The organism is Agromyces sp. NPDC004153 (assembly GCF_053603635.1).
Genome location: NZ_JBSGFY010000001.1, coordinates 1,219,180 through 1,239,036, shown reverse-complemented (window position 1 = coordinate 1,239,036; position 19,857 = coordinate 1,219,180). Strand labels below are relative to the sequence as shown.

Sequence of the window (19,857 nt, the reverse complement as noted above, 5' to 3'; positions counted from 1 at the left end):
ATCATGGAAACCCGCGTCGAGGAATTCGACCTCATCGTCCTGGGCGGCGGCGCCGTCGGCGAGAACGTCGCCGACCGCGCCGTCCAGGGCGGCCTCACCGCCGTCATCGTCGAGCACGAGCTCGTCGGCGGCGAATGCTCCTACTGGGCTTGCATGCCATCGAAGGTGCTGTTGCGTTCGGCGAGTGCACTGCGCGCCGCCCGCAGCTTGGCCGGCGCCGCCCAGGCGGTGACCGGCGACCTCGACGTGCAGTCCGTGCTCGACCGGCGCGACCACTTCACGAGCAACTGGTCGGATGCCGGCCAGGTAGCCTGGCTCGAGGGCGCGGGCATCTCCCTCGTCCGCGGTCACGGCCGGCTCAGCGGTATCCGTGAGGTCACCGTCACGACCGCGGATGGTGCGACTGTCGTGCTCACGGCCCGCCACGCGGTGGCGGTCGCCACCGGAAGCGGCGCGTACATTCCCGACATCGAGGGGCTCCGCGACGCACGCCCGTGGACGAGCCGCGAGGCGACCAGCGCCCGGGAGGTGCCGAGCAGCCTGGCCATCCTTGGCGGTGGCGTCGTCGGCACCGAGATGGCGACCGCCTACGCCGCGTTCGGCACGCACGTCACGCTCATCGCGCGCGGCGGCCTGCTTGACGGCATGGAGTCGTTCGCCAGCGAACGGGTCGCCGACGCGCTTCGCAAGCAGGGCGTCGACCTGCTGCTCGACACCGAGACCGTGCGTGTCTCGCGCGGCGAGTCCGGCGTGACCGTCGAGACGTCCGCCGGCGACGCGATCGGCGCCGAGGAACTGCTCGTGGCGACCGGGCGGGTACCCGGCACCACCGACCTCGGCCTCGAGACGATCGGGCTCGAGCCGGGCGTCTGGCTTGACACCGACGACACGCTGCGGGTCCCCGGTTTCGACTGGCTCTACGCCGTCGGCGACGTCAATCGCCGTGCACTCCTCACGCACCAGGGCAAGTACCAGGCGCGTGCGGCGGGTGACGTGATCGCCGCTCGGGCGAATGGCAGCACGGTGTCGGATGCCGCGTGGGGCGTGCACGTCGCCACCGCGGACCATGTGGCGGTGCCGCAGGTGACCTTCACCGACCCCGAGGTCGCTTCTGTCGGCTTCACCGCCGATGGCGCGCGCACCGCTGGGTACCGCGTGCGCGCGGTCGATTACGAGATCGGCTGGGTCGCGGGGGCGAGCCTGCACGCCGACCGCTACCGTGGTCAGGCGCGCATGATCGTCGACGAGGACCGTTCGGTCGTGATCGGGGCAACCTTCGTCGGCCCGGACGTCGCCGAGCTGCTGCAGGCCGCCACGATCGCCATCGTCGGCGAGGTGCCGCTCGACCGCCTCTGGCACGCCGTGCCCGCCTACCCCACTATCAGCGAGATCTGGCTCAGACTGCTGGAGACCTACGGACGCGAGAGCGCCGAGCCGCAGCATCCCGTGGAGCGACGCTCCGTCGCGCTCGTCGCCTGAGCCCTCTCCATCCACGTCGCTCGCCGTGCCGCCGGGTTCACCCCGCGACATGGCGAGCGGCTGTGCGTGGTCGCCTACTCATCCCGGAATCGGCGATGGGCCGCGGACCAGTGAATCGACCAGTGAACTCCACTGGCCCTCCGGGGGAGGAAGAGGCGCAGGCTCGGTACCATCCCCGACCTGATCGCCTCTTACTGAAACGAGTCGCCATGAGCACTATCGTCGACCTCCCGACCGGTGTACGTCCATTCGAGATCGCGGTTCCCGAAGACCAGCTGACCGACCTGCGGCACCGGATCGCCGCGATGCGATGGCCATCCCGCGAGCTAGTCGCCGACCGCTCGCAGGGAGTGCAGCTCGCGACGCTGCAGGCACTCGCTCGATATTGGGCGAACGAGTACGACTGGCGCCGAGTCGAGGCCAGGCTCAACTCGCTGCCGCAGTTCACGACGGAGGTCGACGGGGTCGACATCCACTTCATCCACGTCAGGTCGCAGCACGAGAACGCCCTGCCGCTCATCATGACGCACGGCTGGCCCGGCTCGGTCATCGAGCTGCTCGACACGATCGGCCCGCTGACCGACCCGACCGCCCATGGTGGGACGCAAGACGACGCGTTCCACGTGGTGCTGCCGTCGTTGCCCGGTTACGGGTTCTCCGGTGAGCCCACCGAACTCGGTTGGGAGTCCGGAAGGATCGGCGTCGCTTGGGCAAAGTTGATGGAGCGCCTCGGCTACACGCGCTACGTCGCCCAGGGTGGCGACCTTGGCGCCGCAATCACTGACGCCATGGGCCGCCAGGCACCTGACGGGCTGCTCGGTATCCACATCACCCTGCTTGTGGCCTCGATCGGTCTCGAGGACCAGTTGCCGGCGGAGTCCGAGCAGGAACGCGCCGCTCATGCGGCGGTCACGACGTTCACGACCGACGGCTTCGGATACTTCCTCGAGCAGTCGACCCGGCCGCAGACAATCGGTTACTCGCTCTTGGATTCCCCGGTCGGGTTGGCGGCATGGATGCTCGATCACGACACCGACAGCTACTACAAGATCTCCCGTGCGTTCGTCGACGGTGCCCCGGTGGGCAACCTCACGAGGGACAACATCCTCGACAACATCACGCTCTACTGGCTGACGGGCACCGGTGCGTCAGCCAACCGATGGTATTGGGAGACAGGGCGGGCTCAGGCCGCCGCCCGTGCGGCAGGCGAAGGGCCGCCGCCGGTTCGGGTCCCGGTCGGCTTCACGACCTTCCCCGGCGAGATCTTCGCATCCCCGCGTAGCTGGGTCGAGGTTGTCTATCCGGGACTCGCTTACTTCAACGAGGTCGACCGAGGCGGCCACTTCGCCGCGTGGGAAGAGCCAGAGCTCTTCACCGCAGAGCTGCGGGCTGCCTTCAGCTCGGTCCGCCATTGACGCCGTTTCTGCGGCACCCTTCACAAGGAGAAGTTCGATGTTAGGACAGACGACTCAGCTCTTCCGTCTCGAGGACCTGGAAGACACCGACAAGACCAGCGCGCTCGCGGAAAGCGACCTCACTGCGCTTCACGCCGTCGCAGGATGGATCAAGTCCTTCGTGACGATGCCCCACAAGGATCTCGGTCGCGCTGGGACGGTCTGCCCATTCGTTCCGGACTCGTTGGAGCGGGGAGTATTCTGGCTCGCCCCTGAGCGGATCGCCGATCGGACCGTGCCTGATGTCGTCGAGCTCATGAACGGTTACCGCAGGCTGTTCCTTGCGACTCCACCGACTGACGGCGACGACGCGGACCTCAAGACCATCGTGGTCGTCTTCACCGACCTGCCGGCCGATCGCGCACCGGACCTGTTCGATGAGGTCCAAAATCAGCTCGCAGTCCCGTCCTACGTGGAAGACGGAGTCATCTACGGGCCGTTCTACAACGGCAACACGGGTACCGCGCTCTACAATCCCGAGTTCCGCCCGTTCCAATCACCGGTGCCATTCCTTTTCGTGAGGCAAAGCGTGACCAGCGACTGGAAATTCTTCCTGGATGACCAGGATTGGTTCCCCCGGTGGGCGCACCGCTTCGGAGAATCCGCCACCGACGCGCTTGCTCAGGAACTGCGTCGCATGCCGTGGAGGGAACGGCGCGACTGAATGACCCGGGGCCGACCGCATATCGCGGTCGGCCCCGGGCTCACTGCGTTCCCCGCACTCAGGGATGCGGCGACTGAGATCAGCTGGGCAGTCGCGCGCCCGACTGCTCAGCCACGAGGTACTCAGCCGTCCACTGCACGCGATCGACGACTCCTCCGGCGCGGCGAGCGAAGGCCGCCTCCGCCCGCGCGATGGCGCTCGCGAGGTCGTTCTCGGTCGCGAAGGTGGTCGAGTCGGAGTCGATGCGGCCCGGGAAGCGCGCGGTGACCTCCTGGAGCATCCATCCGTTGCCGTCCGGGTCGTTGAACGCCGCGAAGGACGCATACGTGTTGCGCTCGGGGTCGGGCCCGGCGACGCGGACCCTGGGGTCGAACCGGTTGAAGTGGCCGGAAGGGTCGTGGAACGTCCCGCTGGTCTCGATGCCGGCGGCACGGAGCTGGTCGTTCGCCGCTTCGATGTCGGAGACGATGAGGTGGAGGAACTGGCTCGATCCGGGGGCGGACGGCGTGAGGCCGGTGCCGAACATCACCGAGGTGGCCGAGCCCGGAGGGGTGACGTGTAGAACGCGGCCGCCGTCGGGGGTGCGGAGGTCGAGGTCGACGCGCCAGCCCAGCTTGCCGACGTAGAAGTCCGCTGCGCGGTCGACGTCGGAGACGGGAATCACGACGACTTCCAGCTTGGTGTCGGCGCTGCGGACGTTGTGGTTGTGCTCGACTGATTCAGTGCTGGTCGCGGATGCAGCCATGGTCTTGCCTTTCGCTTGTCATAAATCAGGACGAGATAATCCTGATACAGGAGTAACGCACCGAGAGGCGAGCACTATTCCCCCCAATTTTCGAAGGGTCAGCGGGTTTGCGTCCCGACCGGGGGTGCCTCTCGGTGGGGCTGAAGACAGGCATCACCGACAGCATCGCTCCAGCAATTGCGTGCTCGTCGAGGTCGGCGTCGCCGACCTCGACGCGCGGCTGACATGTCCGGCGGTCCAACTGGTCCGATCTTGTTGCCGCGCGGCATCCGCGAGGTTAGCCTGCCGCCGACGACCCTCATGCCCCCTGGGAGAATTGCCTCGGACCTTATCGGTCGGAGCCGAGAGCTTGAGAACCTGGATGTACTCGTGAAGCGCCTGCATTCGGGGCAGAGTGGCGTGCTTGTGCTTCGCGGCCCCGCCGGTGCCGGCAAGACTGCGCTGCTCGACGCCCTCGCCGTGTCGGCGGGAGACTGCCGGCTCGAGCGAGTTGCGGGTGTCGAGGCCGAAAGGGAGCTGCCGTTTGCGGGCCTTCACCTTCTCCTCTCCCCGTTCCTGTCGCAATTGAAGAGACTTCCAAGGCCCCAGCGCAGTGCCCTTGCAGCCGCGTTCGGCCAGGTGGACGGATTCGCACCCAAGCCGTTCATGATCGGTCTGGCGACACTGACCCTACTTTCCGAGCAGGCAACTCGTCAGCGTCCGGTGGTCTGCCTTATCGATGACGCTCATTGGCTGGACCCCGCGACCACACAAACACTCTCCTTCGTCGCGCGCAGGATTCATGCAGAGCCGGTCGCGCTGATCTTCGCGGTCCGTGGCGTGAACGAGCGGGACAATTTCGCGGGGCTCCCCGACCTCGCTGTGAACGGGCTGTCAGACGAAGACGCTCACGCGCTTTTGGCCTCGGTTTTGCATTATCCGCTCGATCTTGCCGTGCAGGATCGGATCGTGGCGGAGGCCGACGGTAATCCGCGTGCCCTGGTGGAGCTGCCCGACGTCTGCAGTCCGACCGAGCTCGCATACGGATTCGGTCGTGACGGCCCTGCGCAGATCGACAATCGAACTGAGGCGGCCTTCATCAAGCGCGTGCGCCGCTTGCCGGCCGAGACGCGTCGGTTGATGTTGGTTGCTGCCGCCGAGCCGACGGGTGATGTAGCGCTCCTTTGGCGGGCTGCGAGCAGGCTGGGCCTCACGCCGATCTCTGCAGCACCGGCGGAGTCCGCAGGACTGCTGACACTCGGCTCCCGTGCCCAATTCCGCCATCCTCTCGCGCGTTCGGCTGTCTACCGAGCTGCAACTCCTCAGCAACGCCGTGCCGTGCATCGGGCTCTGGCGGACAGCACGGAGGAAGGGCGGGACAAGGATCGTCGTGCGTGGCACCGCGCTCAGGCTACGGTCGGCGTCGACGATCGCGTCGCCGACCAATTGGAGTCGACGGCATCACGGGCCAGAACTCGCGGCGGTTCAGCCGCGGCAGCGGAATTCCTTCTGGACTCCACCCGCCTCACGGCCGAGCCGGCACGGCGAGCCCATCGAGCGCTCGACGCCGCGGTGGCCAAGCAGGAGGCCGGTCAATTCGAGGACGCGACCAACCTTCTCGGGGTTGCCAGGTCCGGCCCGCTGAGCGCGCTCGATCGTTCCCGCGCGCTGCTGTTGGACGCAGAGCTCAATTCTGCGACCGAACCGAGCCGTGAAGCGACGGCACTGCTCCTCGAGGCCGCGAAGCGGCTCGAGAGACTCGACCCCGACCGCGCTCGTGACACATACCTCGAGGCGTTCTCTGCATCGTTGTTCGAAGGTCCGCCGGGAGATTCGGGTGCCGTGCGCAAGATCGCTTCCGCGCTGCTGCGCACCGGATCGTCGGACCAGTCTGATCGAACTGAGACGGGACGAGACCTCCTCCTGTACGGGATGGCCATGCTCGTCGATCGCGGGTACGAAGCCGCGGTTCCGATTCTCCGAAGTGCGCTCAATGCGTTCATCCGGGAGCCCATCAATGACCCCTCGTCTTTGCGGTGGCTATGGCTCGCCTCCCGAATCGCGCGGGGCTTGTGCGATGAACGAAGCTGGGGCCATCTGACTCAACGACATCTCGCCCTCGCCCGCGAACTGGGTGCTGTCTCCGCGCTCCCGCTCGCGCTTACCGAACGTTTCGGATTCGAACTCATGACTGGCAATCCATCGAAGGCGCGAGCGCTGGCGATGGAGAGCGATGCAGTGCTTCACGCCATGGATTGCCCCGTCACCTCGCCATCCCAGCTGTGGTTGGAAATCTGGCACGGCCGGGCGGAAAGCGTGGATGACCTGATTGCCGCGCACGACGTCGAGCTCAAGTCGAACCGACATCGACTCTGGCATGTCTCGATGGAGTGGGGAATCGCGAACATGCTCAACGGCCTTGGTAGATACGCAGAGGCGCTCGCGGCTGCGGAGCGAGCCAGCGCGGACGTCGACGACTTCGGGCTGTCGACCGTCTGGGTTTCGCATGAGTTGATCGAGGCCGCTGTTCGAAGCGGTAACGTCGAACGGGCGCGGGCACCACTCGATCGACTTGCGCTCTTCGCGCGATCGAGCGGGACCGATTGGGCGATCGGCGTGGAGTTGCGATGCCGAGCGCTGGTCAGTGACCCGAGCTCAGCTGAACCGCACTACAGAGCAGCGATCGACTGCCTCGACCGAAGTAATGTTCGCGTCGCCGCAGCCCGATCGCACCTCCTGTTCGGCGAGTGGCTACGACGCGAGAGCCGAGTCACGGAAGCGCGAAAGCACCTTCGCATAGCCGAAGAGTGGCTCACCGCGATCGGAATGGACGGGTTCGCTCGTCGCGCTCGACGCGAGCTTTCCGCCAGTGGTGAGCGACCCCACAAGCGGAGCGAGCCGATGCCGGGTGAGCTCACACCCCAAGAGGAACAGATCGCACGGCTCGCGATCGAAGGACACACCAACACCGAAATCGGTGCGCTCCTCTTCCTCAGCGCCCGCACGGTGGAATGGCACATGCGGAAAGTGTTCATGAAGCTGGATGTGACCTCGCGCCGGCAACTCCGTGAGAAGCAGATCGACCGGGCGGATTGATGGGTGGACGCTAGATCCTGCGTGTGTCGCTGAGATGCGCTCCAGGCGAAGGCGACATCCATGGCTATGGCGTACTAGCGGCTGGTTGTAGCGACCCAGAAACCTAGCTCGAGCGTGTTACGCCGAAACCTTCCTGATCGAGGAGTCCTCTGAGTTCTCGTTCGCGCTCTGTGAGCCGCTCGACGAGGCGAATGGTCCGATCCGCGGACGGCTCGCTCGTCTCTGAATCGGTCGCTTCAAGCGACTGAAGCACCGCAAGGCGGTCGAGCTCACGCCAGATCGCCGCGAGCTCTCGCAGGGTATCGAGGTCGTTGCGATCTGTGCGCTCGGCTGCTGACGATGGCCGATGAGCACCGGCCGTGGCGCCCGACAACCAGGCATCGAACTCAAGTGCATTGAGTGCCCGAAGCTCATCGCTCACGTTGTCAAGATCCAGGGGCTCCAGCGGACGCTTGAGGGGAGCAAGCAAATAGCTCGGTGGCACTCGTAGCGCGTAGGCGATGCTCAGGAATTGGCCGAGAGCGAGGTCAGCCTTGCGCCCCGACTCGATGTTCTCGAGAACTGATGCCGTGATCCTCGTGCCGGTCAGGGCGTTGGCAAGATCGCGTGGCGTTCGAAAGCCCCGCTCTCGACGTGCTGCACGAATCCGGGCCCCGATGCTCGCCTCATCGCGGTAATCCGTCATTTTGACAGCCTAGCGCGCTCCCAGTTGTCATGTCGAAGGTTTGACGCTACCGTGAAATTGACAGTCACCACATCATTCAGTTGTCAAAATGAAGGGAAACGTGATGGACAAGGAATTCATTCAGCCTGAGGTCGTCTCAGAGATCACGGGCCTGTCGGTCGGCGCGCTGGCACAGCTCCGATACACCGGGCAGGGCCCCCGGTTCTACAAGCCGACCAAGCGCACCGTCCTCTACAAGCGCGAGGAGGTCATCGAGTGGGTGGAGTCGACGGCGCGGACCCGCACCGGTGCGGAGTCGTACGCCTGAGTGCGTTCTGGTCGATTCGAGGGTGGGCGAGGATGGGGCTGTATGCCGCGAAGGGTGCCGTGCTCCTCGCGGCGCGGCTGCAGCTCGGTAACGCGGCGACTCGGTTACTCCTGCACATGGCGCTCGAGTGCTGGGACGAAGAATCGCCCGAGGGGCGGCTGCCCCGCCGCTACTTCGGTGGCCGTGAAATGGCAGCGATCGCGCTCGGCTATCTGGCGCCCGCGAACGAGTCTGAGGCCGCGATTCAAGCGGTCAAGCGAGCCATCGCCGAGCTGGTCAGCAAAGGCGCGATCGTGCGAGTCCGTGCCGGCGGGCGCGGGCTGCCGGCCGAGTATGAGCTGCTCGTGGCAAGCGCACGGCCGGTGGCGGGACTACGGGCGGGTGTGGATAACTCTGTCGTTCTGCCCTTCTCAGTCAAGGCCCAGGGGGACGGTGACCGTACCCCTCAGGGGGTCGCTCACCGTACCCCTTAGGGGGTCAGTTTCCGTACCTGCAGGGGGACGCTGACCGTACCCCTTAGAAGAAGGAAGAGAACAGGAATGAACACCAAAGAACCAGTACGCGCGCGACGCGCGAAGCCGAGAGGGAGGTAGCCGTGAGCCGATCGAAACGACGCAGTGCGATTCCGGTTCAGATTCCCGAGTTGCGTTCCGCGTCGAAGCCGCTTCGGATCTTCCTCGGATGGCTCATTGCGTTCGCCGGAGCGCTCGCGATCTTCATGTCCTGGGGCGCGCTCCACGATCTCGCTTTGCACGTCGGTGGAATGCCAGCGGATCGCGCGATCGCGTTCCCGATCGTTGTCGATCTACCCGCTCTCGCTGCGATGCTGATCGCCCTGCTTGTGCCGGCACCGTCACGCTTTCTTCGGGCCCTGCCGTGGATTACCTTCTGCCTGTTCAGCGCCCTGACTGTTGCCGGCAACGCGGCCGCGGTCGCGATCGCGGATCCCGACACCATGATCCTGGGCCAGCTACCCGCGGTGATCGTGAACGCCGTACCGGCGATCGCGTTGCTGCTCACAACCCATCTCGCCGCGGCGACGGTCTACCGCCGAGATGACCGACCGACGAGCGCGACTCGACCAGTTGTCACTCGACCCTCCCGCGAGGGCTCGACAGTTGCTCGCGACATGAACGGGAAGGCCGCGGCCGCCCTCGGCCAGCCAACCGAGGCCGTCCCGCCCCCTGAGGACGGCGAGCGCGCGGCAAAACGGTCGGAGGTGCTCGAGCTCGTCGGGATGGGTGCACCCGTCCGGAGCGCAGCGCGCGCGGCGGGTGTCGCGCCGACGACAGCGCAGCGTTGGGTTGAGCAGGCGCGACGCGAAGGAGTCCTTGCTGAGAGTGTTGTCGCAGGTGGGTGACGTGATGCAGCTCACGGCGCCGAGAGCTGCTGGTCGAGGCAGCCTCGACAGCGCCGATACCGGCGTGTCACCCCTATTCGGGGGTAAGCGAGCGGGTTGGATGGGCGTGCGTTTGGGTATTCATCCGGCGCGAATAGGCAAACGAACGGTTTTGCCGTTCTTTCCCTGTCCTGCCGCCCCTGCCGCTCTTCGCGCGCTTCCCAACCTCCCCCACTCATCCTTCGTTCTTCATGGGGGAGGTTGGGAAGTAAAGCAGGGGCAGCAGGACAGGGAAAGAACAACAACAAACTCAATACCCCCTCACGGCTCGGCACGACGGGAACAGGGGAGCAGCGAAGGAATGCAGGGCACGTGACGTACGGGGAGTGGTCTGATGGTGCAGTTGACGGTGCGTGATGAGGCGATGCTCGAGTGGCTCGGCGTGGTCCGGATGGCGGACGTGGACGCGATCCGGTGGGCCCTCGCTGGCCTGGCCGGTGACCACTCGGGGTCGCCGGTGAGTCGTCGGAAGGCGCAGCAGTGGGTGGCACGGTTGGCCGGGGTCGGGTTGGTGGATCGGGCGCGGCCGAACTTTCAGGACGGGCAGGTGGTGTGGGCGACGCATCAGGCGATCGGGAAGAGCGCACCGAACCTGTACCGGCAGACTGCACGGCACGAGGTCGCGGTCGCGGCGGCGTCGGCCCGGTATCTGGCCCGCGGATACGAATGGTTTCGGGACCGGCGACCCGCGTCGACCCAGGATCACCAGGTCGACGGGGTCGCGATCAAGGGCGACGGGATCGAGCTGATCGAGGTGGAGCTCACCCCGAAGACGCTGCATCGGTACAAGGCGATCCACACGAACCACGCGACCCGGATGACCACGACCGGGGTGACCCGGGTCGTGTACCTGTGCACCCCGGAAGCGGAGCGGGTCGTGGCCCGTGAAGCGGACCGGTTCATCTTCCGCACCGAACGCCCCCGGCTGGTGACCCTCCCGGTCCTGGACGCACGCGGCAGGTGGGTCGGCGACGACAACGCACCATGGGCCGACGCTGCCGAGCCGGCGGGTGGGTCGGTGGCGCCGACCCTGTGGGAGCAGGTCGGATGAGCGTGGAGCAGACCGTCGCCCCGGTCGAAGGCGACGCCGTCTCCGACGCACTTGAGCGGGTCATCGTCGCGATCCTGCTACTGCTGGCCGGGCTGGTGGCGTTGCCGCTACTCGTGCCGGTCGTCGCCGTGCGGGTCGCGGGGGAGGGCGTGGCGACGAAAGCGTCGTTCTGGCGGGTCTGGTCCGGCCAATGGGTCGTGAACACCCTCGGCATCGTCATCGTGGCCGGGTTGCTCCTCTGGGAGACGGTGCTCCTCGTGGAATGGGTCAACTCCGGAGCGGCCGCCGCGTTCCTCGCGGGTGACTGGGGCGGGTCGCTGTGGCCCACGTTCGGGCCGTGGCTGATGGTGAACCTCGGTGCGGGCGCGCTGCTGCTGCCGGTGACCTGGTCGATCCGGCGTCGGCAGATCGCAGAGCGGGTCCGTGCCAGGCGGGTCAGTGACGTGCTCCGGCAGGAGCGGATCGAGGTCGCCCGCAAGCGCGCCGCGGACGATGCGACTGCGGCCCGGATAGGGATCCGGCTCGACCTGCAAACGGGTCGAATCACCGGCGTCGACGACAGAGCGGTGACCGTGCCGCACCGGGTTGGCGAGCGGGAGGCGTTCGGGTTCGCGACCCGCTCCACGGTGCGGAGCATCGCGGACCGGTTCCACGACACCCGTCAGGTGCGGGACTGGGTCGACCCGACCGGCCGGTACGTCCTCATGCCGAACGGGTCGTCCGCGGCGCGGGCACTGATCATCGCCGAGTCTGGCAGCGGCAAGACGGTCCTGATCAACGGGCTCGTCCTCTGCGCGCTCCAGTACGGATGGCCCGTGTTCGTGATCGACGCGAAGGGCGACCCGGCCGACGCCCGCTCCATGATCAAGCTCGCGCGGGCAGCGGGCCGGACCGCCACGATCGGCGGTGCGTGGGACATGTTTTCGGGGACCGCGGAGCAGGTCACTGCGAAGCTGATGCGGCTCATGCCCGTCCCGGACGGGGCGAACCAGCACTACCTGGACGAGATCCGCGGCGTGCTCCAGGCCGTTCAGGCCGAGGCCCCGATCCGCTCCGCGACCGACCTCCGTGATCGGCTCCTCAACCCCGGCCAGCACGTCCGCGACCAGTTCGACCTCAGCCTCGTAAACCAGACCGTTGATCGCAACGGCACGACCGCCGGCGCCCGCGCACTGCAGAGCCTGGCCATTGCGCTCCGCCCGCTCGAGCGATGGATCGACGAAGACGGCTGGTCCTACGGCCAGCCCCCGGCGGACCTCACTGTCATCCCGCTCTCACCCGTCGACGACGCCCAAGCCAGACTCGGCGACCTGCTGCTTCTCGACCTCCGCAACTTCCTCGCAAGCCGCCTCGAGGCAGGCGACAAGTCACCGGTCCTGGTCATTGTCGACGAGTTCCCACAGCTCGTCACCGGCGCACAGGACCCGGGCGACACGGCCGGCAGCCTGTTCGAGACTGCGCGCTCCGCAGGTGTCGGGCTCGTCCTCGCCACCCAGAGCCCCGCCGGACTCTCCAACGACGACATCCGCCGCCGTCGCGCCCTCACCAGCGGTGCCGCCCTCATCTTCGGCCGATCAAAGGACCCGGAAGAAATCGTCCAATACGCCGGCACCATCATGCGAATGGAAGCCGCCGGCCAAGCCGCCGGCGACCGCCTCGGCTCCGCACGGGCCCAACACACCTTCGTCGTCCCACCCCAAGACGTCCGTGAAGCGGCCGACGGCGCATTCTGGCTTGTACAAGGCGGCGCGATCGCACCGTTCCGCGCCCTGCCGAGCCCACCAACAGCGGTCGGCGACTAGCGAGCTCGATCCGAACGCGGCGATGGCAGAACACGTCCTTGCGTGGCGCGGACCAAGGCGAGGTGCACGTCCTCGACGGCCGGTCGCAGCCGATCAAAACGACCAATGGGCTCTCCGCGAAACTGCCCCAAGTAGTAAATCTCCGTTCCTTGGCGCACGATCTTGACGCCGCCATAAGCGTGTCCGTCGGCGTCTCGAAGGGTCCAAACGCCGGGCGTGTTCTCATCGGCGTTCAGGAGTGGATGCCACTCGACCTCAGGTCGCTGCTTGTGCATTGCGGGCTCCTTCCCTTGGCGGGCAGTTGCGTCTTGATAGAGACCCCAGACAACCTCAGCGCAGAGTCGTAGTTCATCGGGCGGAAAGAACCCGAGAAGGTCGCGAGCTGCCTCGTCGGCGGCCCACGTGTCGGCGCGGAGAAGAAGCTTCGGGGGATGGCCCGCCGTCACCACCCGGATGATCGCGATCCGGCGGGTACCGTCGAACTGCAGCTTTACGATCGCTGCGGGTGGCGGGGCATACGTAGGCTTCGCATGACCCGAGGGGCGCCGGGTATGGCTGGAATTGCAGTGTGCTTCGAGTGGCTCGACGTGGAATGGCCGCCCGGTGCCCCGTAACGACTCGACCGCTGATTGAGAAGTGCGACGTGATCGCTGTGTAAAGACCTGCCGGCGTGGTCGTTTCCGGGACATCCCACCAACACATCTACGCCAGGAGGGCGAGTGCAACGATTGTGGGCCGGCATCGACGCCGGCAAGAGCAAGCATCACTGCGTCGTGATCGACGAATACGGCAACCAGCTACTTTCCCGGAAGGTCTCTAACGACGAGGACGAGCTCCTTGAGCTCCTCGCCGACGTACGTGATCTGGCCGGCGATGGCGAGCTGACTTGGGCGACTGATCTCAATCAAGGTGGCGCCGCGCTCCTGATCAGCGTCCTCGTCGCACACGGGCAGGAGGTCCTGTACTTTCCTGGCCGCGCAGTCGCGCATGCTGCTTCGACTTACCGAGGGGACACGAAGACAGACGCGAAGGACGCGGCGATCATCGCCGACCAGGCCCGCATGCGTCGAGACCTGCACCCCGTCCGGTATGGGAGCGACATCGCCGCCGACCTGCGGCTCCTCACGTCGTATCGCACCGATCTGGTCAACGACAAGACACGGACGATCAACCGCCTACGGGCGGCGCTCCTGGAGTACTTCCCGGCACTGGAGGCCGCGTTCGATTACTCCCGCCGCACGACGGCGCTCGTGCTCCTGACCCGCTACCAGACTCCGAACGCTATCCGCAGTGCTGGCGCTGCTGAGCTCGCTGCGTGGGTTGGCCAGCACGTTAAGCAGCACTCGGTGGCGACTGCGACCGTGGTCGGCGCCTTGAAGGCGGCGGATAAGCAGCGCATCATTGTGCCCGGCCAGGCCGCGGCTGCGTTGATCGTCGCGAACCTCGCTTCCGAGGTGCTGCGACTGCGCGCACAGATCGGCGAGCTGGAGCACGCGATCGAGGAACGGCTGCAGCGGCACGAGCACGCCCCGATTCTGATGAGCATGCCCGGGTTCGGGCCGCAGCTCGCGGCGGATTTCATCGCCGCGACGGGCGGCACCATCGCTCACTTCAGCACACCGGACCGGCTCGCCGGGATGGCCGGTGTGGCACCGGTGCCACGCGACTCCGGCCGCATCCAACGCAACCACCGACGACCACACCGGTACGACCGACGCATGCTCCGCGCCTGCTTCCTCGCCGCGCAAACCGCCGCGGTCTTCTGCCCCGAGTCTCGGGCCTACTACGAACGCAAACGCCGGGAAGGGAAGAGCCACAAGCAAGCCGTGCTCGCCCTCGCACGCCGTCGCATGAACGTCATTTACGCCATGCTCCGCGACGGCACCACCTACCAACTACGACCTGCACCCACGGCTACTGGGTAGCCGGCGGACGTCGATTACAGTAGCGTGCGTGTCGCATTGGCCCGGAGCTGGGACGGATTTGTGACGAGCTGGTCAGCCGAAGATTCGCTCGGTGCCTGAACCCCACTCGCGCGGCGATTTGTGAGGTTAGTGCGCTTGCGGGGCCTCGAGGATCGTGCCTACCTCGAGATTGACGTTGCGCGCAGGGTATTCCACGGTGCCATCCGGATGGATGATGTGGCCCACGTCAAGCGTGACGTTCCGGTTAGATGTCGAACTCGGCGCCGGCGTTGTGGATGCCTCGTCGCTCTCAGGGGCGGTGCATCCGACTAGACCGACCATGGCGACTGCGATCGCCATGATGCTCAACCCTGACTGAATCTTCGCCATGATTTCGAACGTAGCGCCGAGAAGTCCACTGCTCCTTCACGATCGCGTAACGAGGCGAGCCGGCTGAAAGCCTCAAGCTCGAACTCTGACCGGCTTTGAAGGAGAGTTCGTCGGAAGGAAAGGTTTCAGATCAAGATGAACCCGGATGCGATGAACGTCGCCCCAATAGCAAGCACTCCGGCTACCGCCACGACAATCATCGCGATAGTGATCGTCCGGTGACGTAGGCGCAAGGGCACGAGGTATGTTGCAGCGATGCCGAGAACGGCGGCTGCCGGAATGATCAGCCCCCAGTTAATTGCGGCGGATTCTCGAGCATCTGGCGCGCAACTCGGCGGTGCTGGGGCAATCGCCGGGCACACTTCCGGGATCACCGCGACGAGGAGCAGGCCAACGATTAAGGCGCCGGCCATACCGGCGGTCGGAACCCACGCGCGGCTCGGCGCTGTGATGGACGTCATGGGCCTACTCTGCACGTGGTGACGCCCTGTCTTCCGGATCGATGCAGGATTGTGAGGCCGCGCGCCGGCGGGGAGAACTCGAGCGCAGAGTAGGGGCTGCCGGTCACCGATCGCGTGTCCCCTCGATGTGAGGACCCGGTTCGTAAGCTTGCGGTATGACACTCGATGGCCGTGGAGCTCTCGACGACGTCCGCTCAGGATCTGCTTCGGGGTCACGCGGCCTACGGGCCGTGATCGCCGTTGCTGGTGGTGCTCTGCTCTTGATTCTTGTTGGGCTACTCGTGCCCCGGGCCTGTCCGCCATTGATGCAGATCGTCACGGACCCGAATGCACAGTGTGTCTGGCCTGACTATCGGCCGGCGGTCGCGTTGGCAGCTGCAGTTGTGGTGATTCTTGGCGGCACGACGGCGGCCGCGGCTGCGACGAGACCCGCCACATCGCAGAACCGCAGGGCCTTACGGAATGGGGTTCTGGTCGCCTCGATCGGGAGCGTGTTAGGCCTCATGATCATGCTGGTCTTGGCCTCCGGTCTAGCACTCGGCGCTCCCCGCTGACCCCCACCATTCGAAACGAAACGCCGAGATCGCTGCGTCACCGACCATGATCGCTTGACAAGCAGCATTGAGATTCCACGTGCCTTGCGCGACCAGCCCGAGTTTCGGTTGCCAGTATCGCAACGGGCCGGGCTCCTTCCTGGGGGAGGGGAGCGCGCCGGCCCGCGCGATGCGTTGATTGTAGGAGCCCGCGCAGACGCTCAGCCGTGTGGGGCGGACGTTCGGCTCCTCACCGCCGGAGCAAAGAGACGGTTCCGCGCAGTGTGGGCGAGGGGAGTACCGCGAGACGGCAGGTTCGGCACCAGGTGATGCCGCTGCGCCCGGTCACGCACCGGGTGGAGCAGCTCGGGCAGTCCGGCTCTGTCGATTCGATCTCGAACACGAGGACACCGTGCCACACCCCCGCGAGGTTGGTGGCCGGCACTCCACAGCCATGCAGTCCGGGCGTGGGTCGAGCTCGGTTCAGCATGTGGTTGCGGCGACACCGACCGGTCGGCCGAGGGCTCGTGCCGCGTCGGCGGTCATTCGCGCGTTCATACACTGGGCGTCGTCCACGACGATCATCCGTGTGGCCAGCGCGGCCAGCACCTGCCGCGCAAGTCGGACGCCGTGTGCCGTCGCTGCGGCGCCGGGAGGAGCGGCGCTCACCGTGACCGAGGCGCCAGGATCCTCCGCGAGATGACGGTCCAAACCGACCGGGGTCACCTCAATTGTGGTCCCACGCATCGCCCGTGCGGCCTTCAGTGCGAGCTGTTCAACCCCCGGCGCAACACCGGAGGCGACGACCCAGCCCTGGTCCGCCAGTGATGTCGCGAACTCGAGCGTCGCGTGTCGTGCCTCACGCGACGGATGGCGGGGGCCGACGATGGCGGTCGCTTCCTCGGTCAGAACCGTCTCGAGACCCCGGACCCACAGCGCCAACGGGGCGGCGTCGCTCAACGCGTCCATCCCGCGCGGCCAGCTGTCCTGGTTCGGAGTGACGATCGTCAACCCCAGCTGCTCGGACACGGAGATTACGTCGGTTGCCGCACCGCCGTCCTCGATTGACGCGATCCGTTCGAGCACGCACTCGGCGATGCCAGCAGTGCTGTCGGCAACGGTGCCCGTTCTGGCCGCGTAGACCAGCTGAGTGGCGCCGCCGAAGCGGCGGATCGCGGCGCCGACCGTTGCGTCTCCGGAGAGGCCGGCGCAGGCCAGCGCGACCCGAGCCCGGGTCTCGTCGTCGGAGCGGATGGTGGGCGAAGCGGAACGTGCGGCGGTCCAGGTCACGGCAGTGGATGTCCTCTCGGATCGATCATTTTGTTTGCCTTCCGGCAAGAGAGATCGATTGCGAAGGGACAAGGCGAAGTGCCCTGATTGTCGGGCGAAATAAGCCCTCCGGGCGCGTCCGGCAATCTGGGAACGAAGCCGCGGTCACGAGCTACGATCGCCAGCCGGAATGGCCAAACAAACCACCAAGGCAGGGCCGCATCGCGGCTCAAATTCCAACGCTCTTTCGTCGCGCCTGCTCCGTCAGGCGCGGCCCGCCGCGCCCGCGGCGAGGAACAGCATCGTGGTGCCGCTTCGCGGCGCTGCCTTGTTGGTGGTTCGCCCTGCCTGGCCGTTCATCGTAGTTCGCTCCGCCAGCTCCGGCCCCACCGTCCGCTATTTGCAGACTGCGCCGCTTCGCGGCTCCGCTTAGCAACCGCTCCCGCCGGGCGCTCCGCCGGCTCCCGCTCACAATCGATTTCTCTCGCCAGCCAGGCCAAACAAACGGTTGGCGGGAGGAGGCACCCAAATGGTGCAGACCACGATCCGGCCCACCACGGATGCGGCATCCGCCATCGAGACGAACCGTGCAGAGGCGGCCGCGTTCTACCTGCGGATGCGACGCATGGTCGCGCTCGGCCAGTTCAAGCGCGTCGCCCGCGAGGCGATCCTCCAGCCCCGGCTGCTGTTCGCGATGCGGGAGATGCTCGAATGGAACAAACCCCGACAGCAGGCCCGCAACGAACGCGAAGCCCGCGAACGCGACGCCCGCACCAAGGCGCACGCGCACTACCTCGCACACCGCCGGGACTACATCGACCCGCTCACCCGGCTCCAGATGCCCCCGGTCCGGATCGGCGCCGAGCACCGCAGCGAGCACAGCGTGACCCGCAACAACCACAACGCGCTCGCGTGGGCACGCCGCGTCGCCGCCAACCCCGAGAAGGTGCTCGCCCGGCACGCCGCCCACACCCCGTACACCCGGTGGGCGATCCTGCACCCCTCGTATGGGCCGATCCGGAACCCGGACGAGTTCTGGGAGGCGCGCGTGAACCGCGACGTCCGCGCCGCCCGCCGCCGCGCCGAACGCCGCAACTCGATCCGCCCCGCAGGGATCACCCTCGACCGGGCCCTCTCGATCGCCCTCGCCGTGCTCGACGCGCACGGCGGCAAGTTCCCCAGACCCGAACTCATCCCGGACGTCCTCTAACCCGGCGGCCGGGGCCCGGCGGGGCCCGGCCGGTGAGGGGCGATCCCCTCACACACCCCCGGTGGTGGCGCCTTGCCACATTGCCGCGCCGCGCTGCCAGACGCGTCCGGCTTTGCAACAGCGTGAGACCGAATCCCACGCGAGGGCAGGAGATAACCGAGAATGGCGCGCTTCATCCGGATCGCGGTGACCGACATCAACGGCGACGGCGAACCGCTCCCGTCGGACCGCGAAGAATGGCTCAACGTCGACCAACTCACCAGCGTGCGCGGCATGCTCAGCAACAATCTCGCCCGCCGTCACCGACTCCACGGCGCGATCCCACGCGAGTTCTACCCACTCCTCGAGCTCCGCACCACCGACCGACGCGCACGGCTCATCTCCCTCGGCACCTACCCCGACGCGCCCACCGCGATGGCAGCACTGAACGCCTTCATCCCCGTCCTCACCGCACCCGGAGTCACGCACCTCGACGCCGAACTCGCGGCGCTGGTCCGGATCCGCGACGCAGGTCAGCCTCGAGCAACGTGATGTTCCGTGCGGCGGGGGAGACGAGCCAGGCGGACGTCGGCTTGCGCCGGCGGCAGCTCAATTGAGTGGAGCGGCAGTGCCGCGCAGCCCTTGGGGGGTTCTTGTCCTGCCTGGCCGTTCATCGTAGTTCGCTCCGCCGGCTCACGTCCGCGAAGGCCGGGTACGTGCTGCTCGCGCTCGCCCTCGCCGCGATCGAGCAAGGGACCGGACGCCACACCTGGCGCAACCCGCACGACGGCCTCGTCCGCGACTACTTCGCCAAGATCGCCGGATGGGGCTACACCCTCTCCGATGTCGAGCAGATCGTGGCCGGAACCAACGACTGACCCGAACCCCGGATGGGCGAGCGGCAATTGTCGCTCCCCCATCCGAGCGGCCGGCGAGGGGCGTGCCCCTCGCGCTCCCCGGCCAGGACGTCGAGCGAGAGAGAGGGCTATCGGAGGATCCAGGCCACCAGCGCGGTCAGGTCATCGGTCAACGCGTGCCGGCTCACCGTGTACCGGATCCGCTGACCCTGCCGCGGCCCCTCCACATCGCCGACGACGTAACCCAGCGACTCCAACTCCGCCAACGCCGCGCGAACACCCCCAGCACTTACCCCGGTCCCGGCGACGATCTCCGGACGCTTCGACTCCGGATGATCGAGGAGGTACCGAAGCACACTCAAACGGGCGTGACCTGATACTGCTTCATGCGCAGCGGCAGCGCGAACGGGCATCCCCGCCAGATCCACGCGCCTGGGCATGCAGCCCATCATGCCCCACTCACAAGCCGCCAGCGAGAGAACTTGTCCATCAAAGATTGCTATTGAGTAGCAATGTGGACAAGTTGGCGGCTAGAGTCGGCGGTACCCGCTACCCTCATTCGGGGGACGGGCATCGCGTGATTGAGGGGGTTG

At 66.7% G+C, this 19,857-nt stretch carries 19 protein-coding genes; 13 read left to right on the top strand and 6 right to left on the bottom strand.

Annotated elements, in window-relative coordinates:
• The first annotated feature begins 3 nt into the window (after positions 1-3).
• The 3 genes from ACWEOH_RS05755 (at position 4) to ACWEOH_RS05745 (ending at position 3,597) form a co-directional block, all read left to right on the top strand.
• Positions 4-1,479, top strand: coding sequence for a dihydrolipoyl dehydrogenase family protein (locus tag ACWEOH_RS05755; RefSeq protein ID WP_452029046.1), 1,476 nt, complete (start codon positions 4-6; stop codon positions 1,477-1,479).
• A 209-nt stretch (positions 1,480-1,688) separates the two neighbouring features.
• A complete protein-coding gene (locus ACWEOH_RS05750; protein ID WP_452029044.1) occupies positions 1,689-2,894 on the top strand; it encodes an epoxide hydrolase family protein in 1,206 nt (401 codons plus the stop codon).
• A gap of 37 nt (positions 2,895-2,931) precedes the next feature.
• Positions 2,932-3,597: a DUF6875 domain-containing protein gene (locus ACWEOH_RS05745; RefSeq protein ID WP_452029042.1), complete on the top strand. Its 666-nt coding sequence runs from the start codon at positions 2,932-2,934 to the stop codon at positions 3,595-3,597.
• A 79-nt stretch (positions 3,598-3,676) separates the two neighbouring features.
• On the opposite strand, the gene ACWEOH_RS05740 is transcribed toward ACWEOH_RS05745, so the two are convergent.
• The gene (locus tag ACWEOH_RS05740) at positions 3,677-4,342 is read right to left on the bottom strand and encodes a VOC family protein (RefSeq protein WP_452029040.1); all 666 of its coding nucleotides are present in this window, start codon (positions 4,340-4,342) and stop codon (positions 3,677-3,679) included.
• Positions 4,343-4,567: 225 nt separating this feature from the next.
• On the opposite strand from ACWEOH_RS05740, the gene ACWEOH_RS05735 reads away from it, so the two are divergent.
• Positions 4,568-7,417: an ATP-binding protein gene (locus tag ACWEOH_RS05735; protein WP_452029038.1), complete on the top strand. Its 2,850-nt coding sequence runs from the start codon at positions 4,568-4,570 to the stop codon at positions 7,415-7,417.
• 103 nt (positions 7,418-7,520) lie between these two features.
• Here ACWEOH_RS05735 and ACWEOH_RS05730 read toward each other — a convergent pair whose 3' ends face one another.
• On the bottom strand, positions 7,521-8,102 hold the full coding sequence (locus ACWEOH_RS05730; protein WP_452029036.1) for a hypothetical protein: 582 nt from the start codon (positions 8,100-8,102) through the stop codon (positions 7,521-7,523).
• 103 nt (positions 8,103-8,205) lie between these two features.
• On the opposite strand from ACWEOH_RS05730, the gene ACWEOH_RS05725 reads away from it, so the two are divergent.
• The 5 genes from ACWEOH_RS05725 (at position 8,206) to ACWEOH_RS05705 (ending at position 12,661) form a co-directional block, all read left to right on the top strand.
• Entirely contained in the window at positions 8,206-8,409 is a 204-nt protein-coding gene (locus ACWEOH_RS05725) for a helix-turn-helix transcriptional regulator (RefSeq protein ID WP_452029034.1), read from the top strand.
• 32 nt (positions 8,410-8,441) lie between these two features.
• Positions 8,442-8,882, top strand: coding sequence for a hypothetical protein (locus tag ACWEOH_RS05720; protein WP_452029032.1), 441 nt, complete (start codon positions 8,442-8,444; stop codon positions 8,880-8,882).
• Between the two features lie 122 nt (positions 8,883-9,004).
• On the top strand, positions 9,005-9,769 hold the full coding sequence (locus ACWEOH_RS05715) for a DUF2637 domain-containing protein (RefSeq protein ID WP_452029031.1): 765 nt from the start codon (positions 9,005-9,007) through the stop codon (positions 9,767-9,769).
• Positions 9,770-10,142: 373 nt separating this feature from the next.
• Positions 10,143-10,859 (top strand): hypothetical protein, encoded by a 717-nt coding sequence (locus tag ACWEOH_RS05710; protein WP_452029029.1) that lies wholly within the window; start codon positions 10,143-10,145, stop codon positions 10,857-10,859.
• A complete protein-coding gene (locus ACWEOH_RS05705; RefSeq protein WP_452029027.1) occupies positions 10,856-12,661 on the top strand; it encodes a hypothetical protein in 1,806 nt (601 codons plus the stop codon). Before ACWEOH_RS05710 ends, ACWEOH_RS05705 begins: the two co-directional genes overlap by 4 nt.
• Here the strand turns inward: ACWEOH_RS05705 and ACWEOH_RS05700 are convergent.
• Complete coding sequence (locus tag ACWEOH_RS05700; protein WP_452029025.1) at positions 12,658-12,936, bottom strand: hypothetical protein; 279 nt, start codon at positions 12,934-12,936, stop codon at positions 12,658-12,660. The genes ACWEOH_RS05705 and ACWEOH_RS05700 overlap by 4 nt on opposite strands.
• 444 nt (positions 12,937-13,380) lie before the next feature.
• Between ACWEOH_RS05700 and ACWEOH_RS05695 the strand changes: the two genes are divergently transcribed.
• Positions 13,381-14,586, top strand: coding sequence for an IS110 family transposase (locus tag ACWEOH_RS05695; RefSeq protein WP_452029023.1), 1,206 nt, complete (start codon positions 13,381-13,383; stop codon positions 14,584-14,586).
• Between the two features lie 126 nt (positions 14,587-14,712).
• On the opposite strand, the gene ACWEOH_RS05690 is transcribed toward ACWEOH_RS05695, so the two are convergent.
• The 3 genes from ACWEOH_RS05690 to ACWEOH_RS05680 all read right to left on the bottom strand — a co-directional run bounded on the left by ACWEOH_RS05690 (position 14,713) and on the right by ACWEOH_RS05680 (position 17,239).
• Entirely contained in the window at positions 14,713-14,955 is a 243-nt protein-coding gene (locus ACWEOH_RS05690; RefSeq protein ID WP_452029021.1) for a hypothetical protein, read from the bottom strand.
• Between the two features lie 125 nt (positions 14,956-15,080).
• Positions 15,081-15,416, bottom strand: coding sequence for a hypothetical protein (locus ACWEOH_RS05685; RefSeq protein ID WP_452029019.1), 336 nt, complete (start codon positions 15,414-15,416; stop codon positions 15,081-15,083).
• 1,016 nt (positions 15,417-16,432) lie between these two features.
• Positions 16,433-17,239, bottom strand: coding sequence for a DNA-processing protein DprA (locus ACWEOH_RS05680; protein ID WP_452029017.1), 807 nt, complete (start codon positions 17,237-17,239; stop codon positions 16,433-16,435).
• Between the two features lie 508 nt (positions 17,240-17,747).
• Here ACWEOH_RS05680 and ACWEOH_RS05675 point away from each other — a divergent pair.
• The 3 genes from ACWEOH_RS05675 (at position 17,748) to ACWEOH_RS05665 (ending at position 19,285) form a co-directional block, all read left to right on the top strand.
• Positions 17,748-18,428, top strand: coding sequence for a hypothetical protein (locus ACWEOH_RS05675; RefSeq protein WP_452029015.1), 681 nt, complete (start codon positions 17,748-17,750; stop codon positions 18,426-18,428).
• A 162-nt stretch (positions 18,429-18,590) separates the two neighbouring features.
• Positions 18,591-18,959 (top strand): hypothetical protein, encoded by a 369-nt coding sequence (locus ACWEOH_RS05670; protein ID WP_452029013.1) that lies wholly within the window; start codon positions 18,591-18,593, stop codon positions 18,957-18,959.
• 164 nt (positions 18,960-19,123) lie between these two features.
• Entirely contained in the window at positions 19,124-19,285 is a 162-nt protein-coding gene (locus ACWEOH_RS05665; RefSeq protein ID WP_452029011.1) for a hypothetical protein, read from the top strand.
• Positions 19,286-19,857 lie beyond the last annotated feature (572 nt).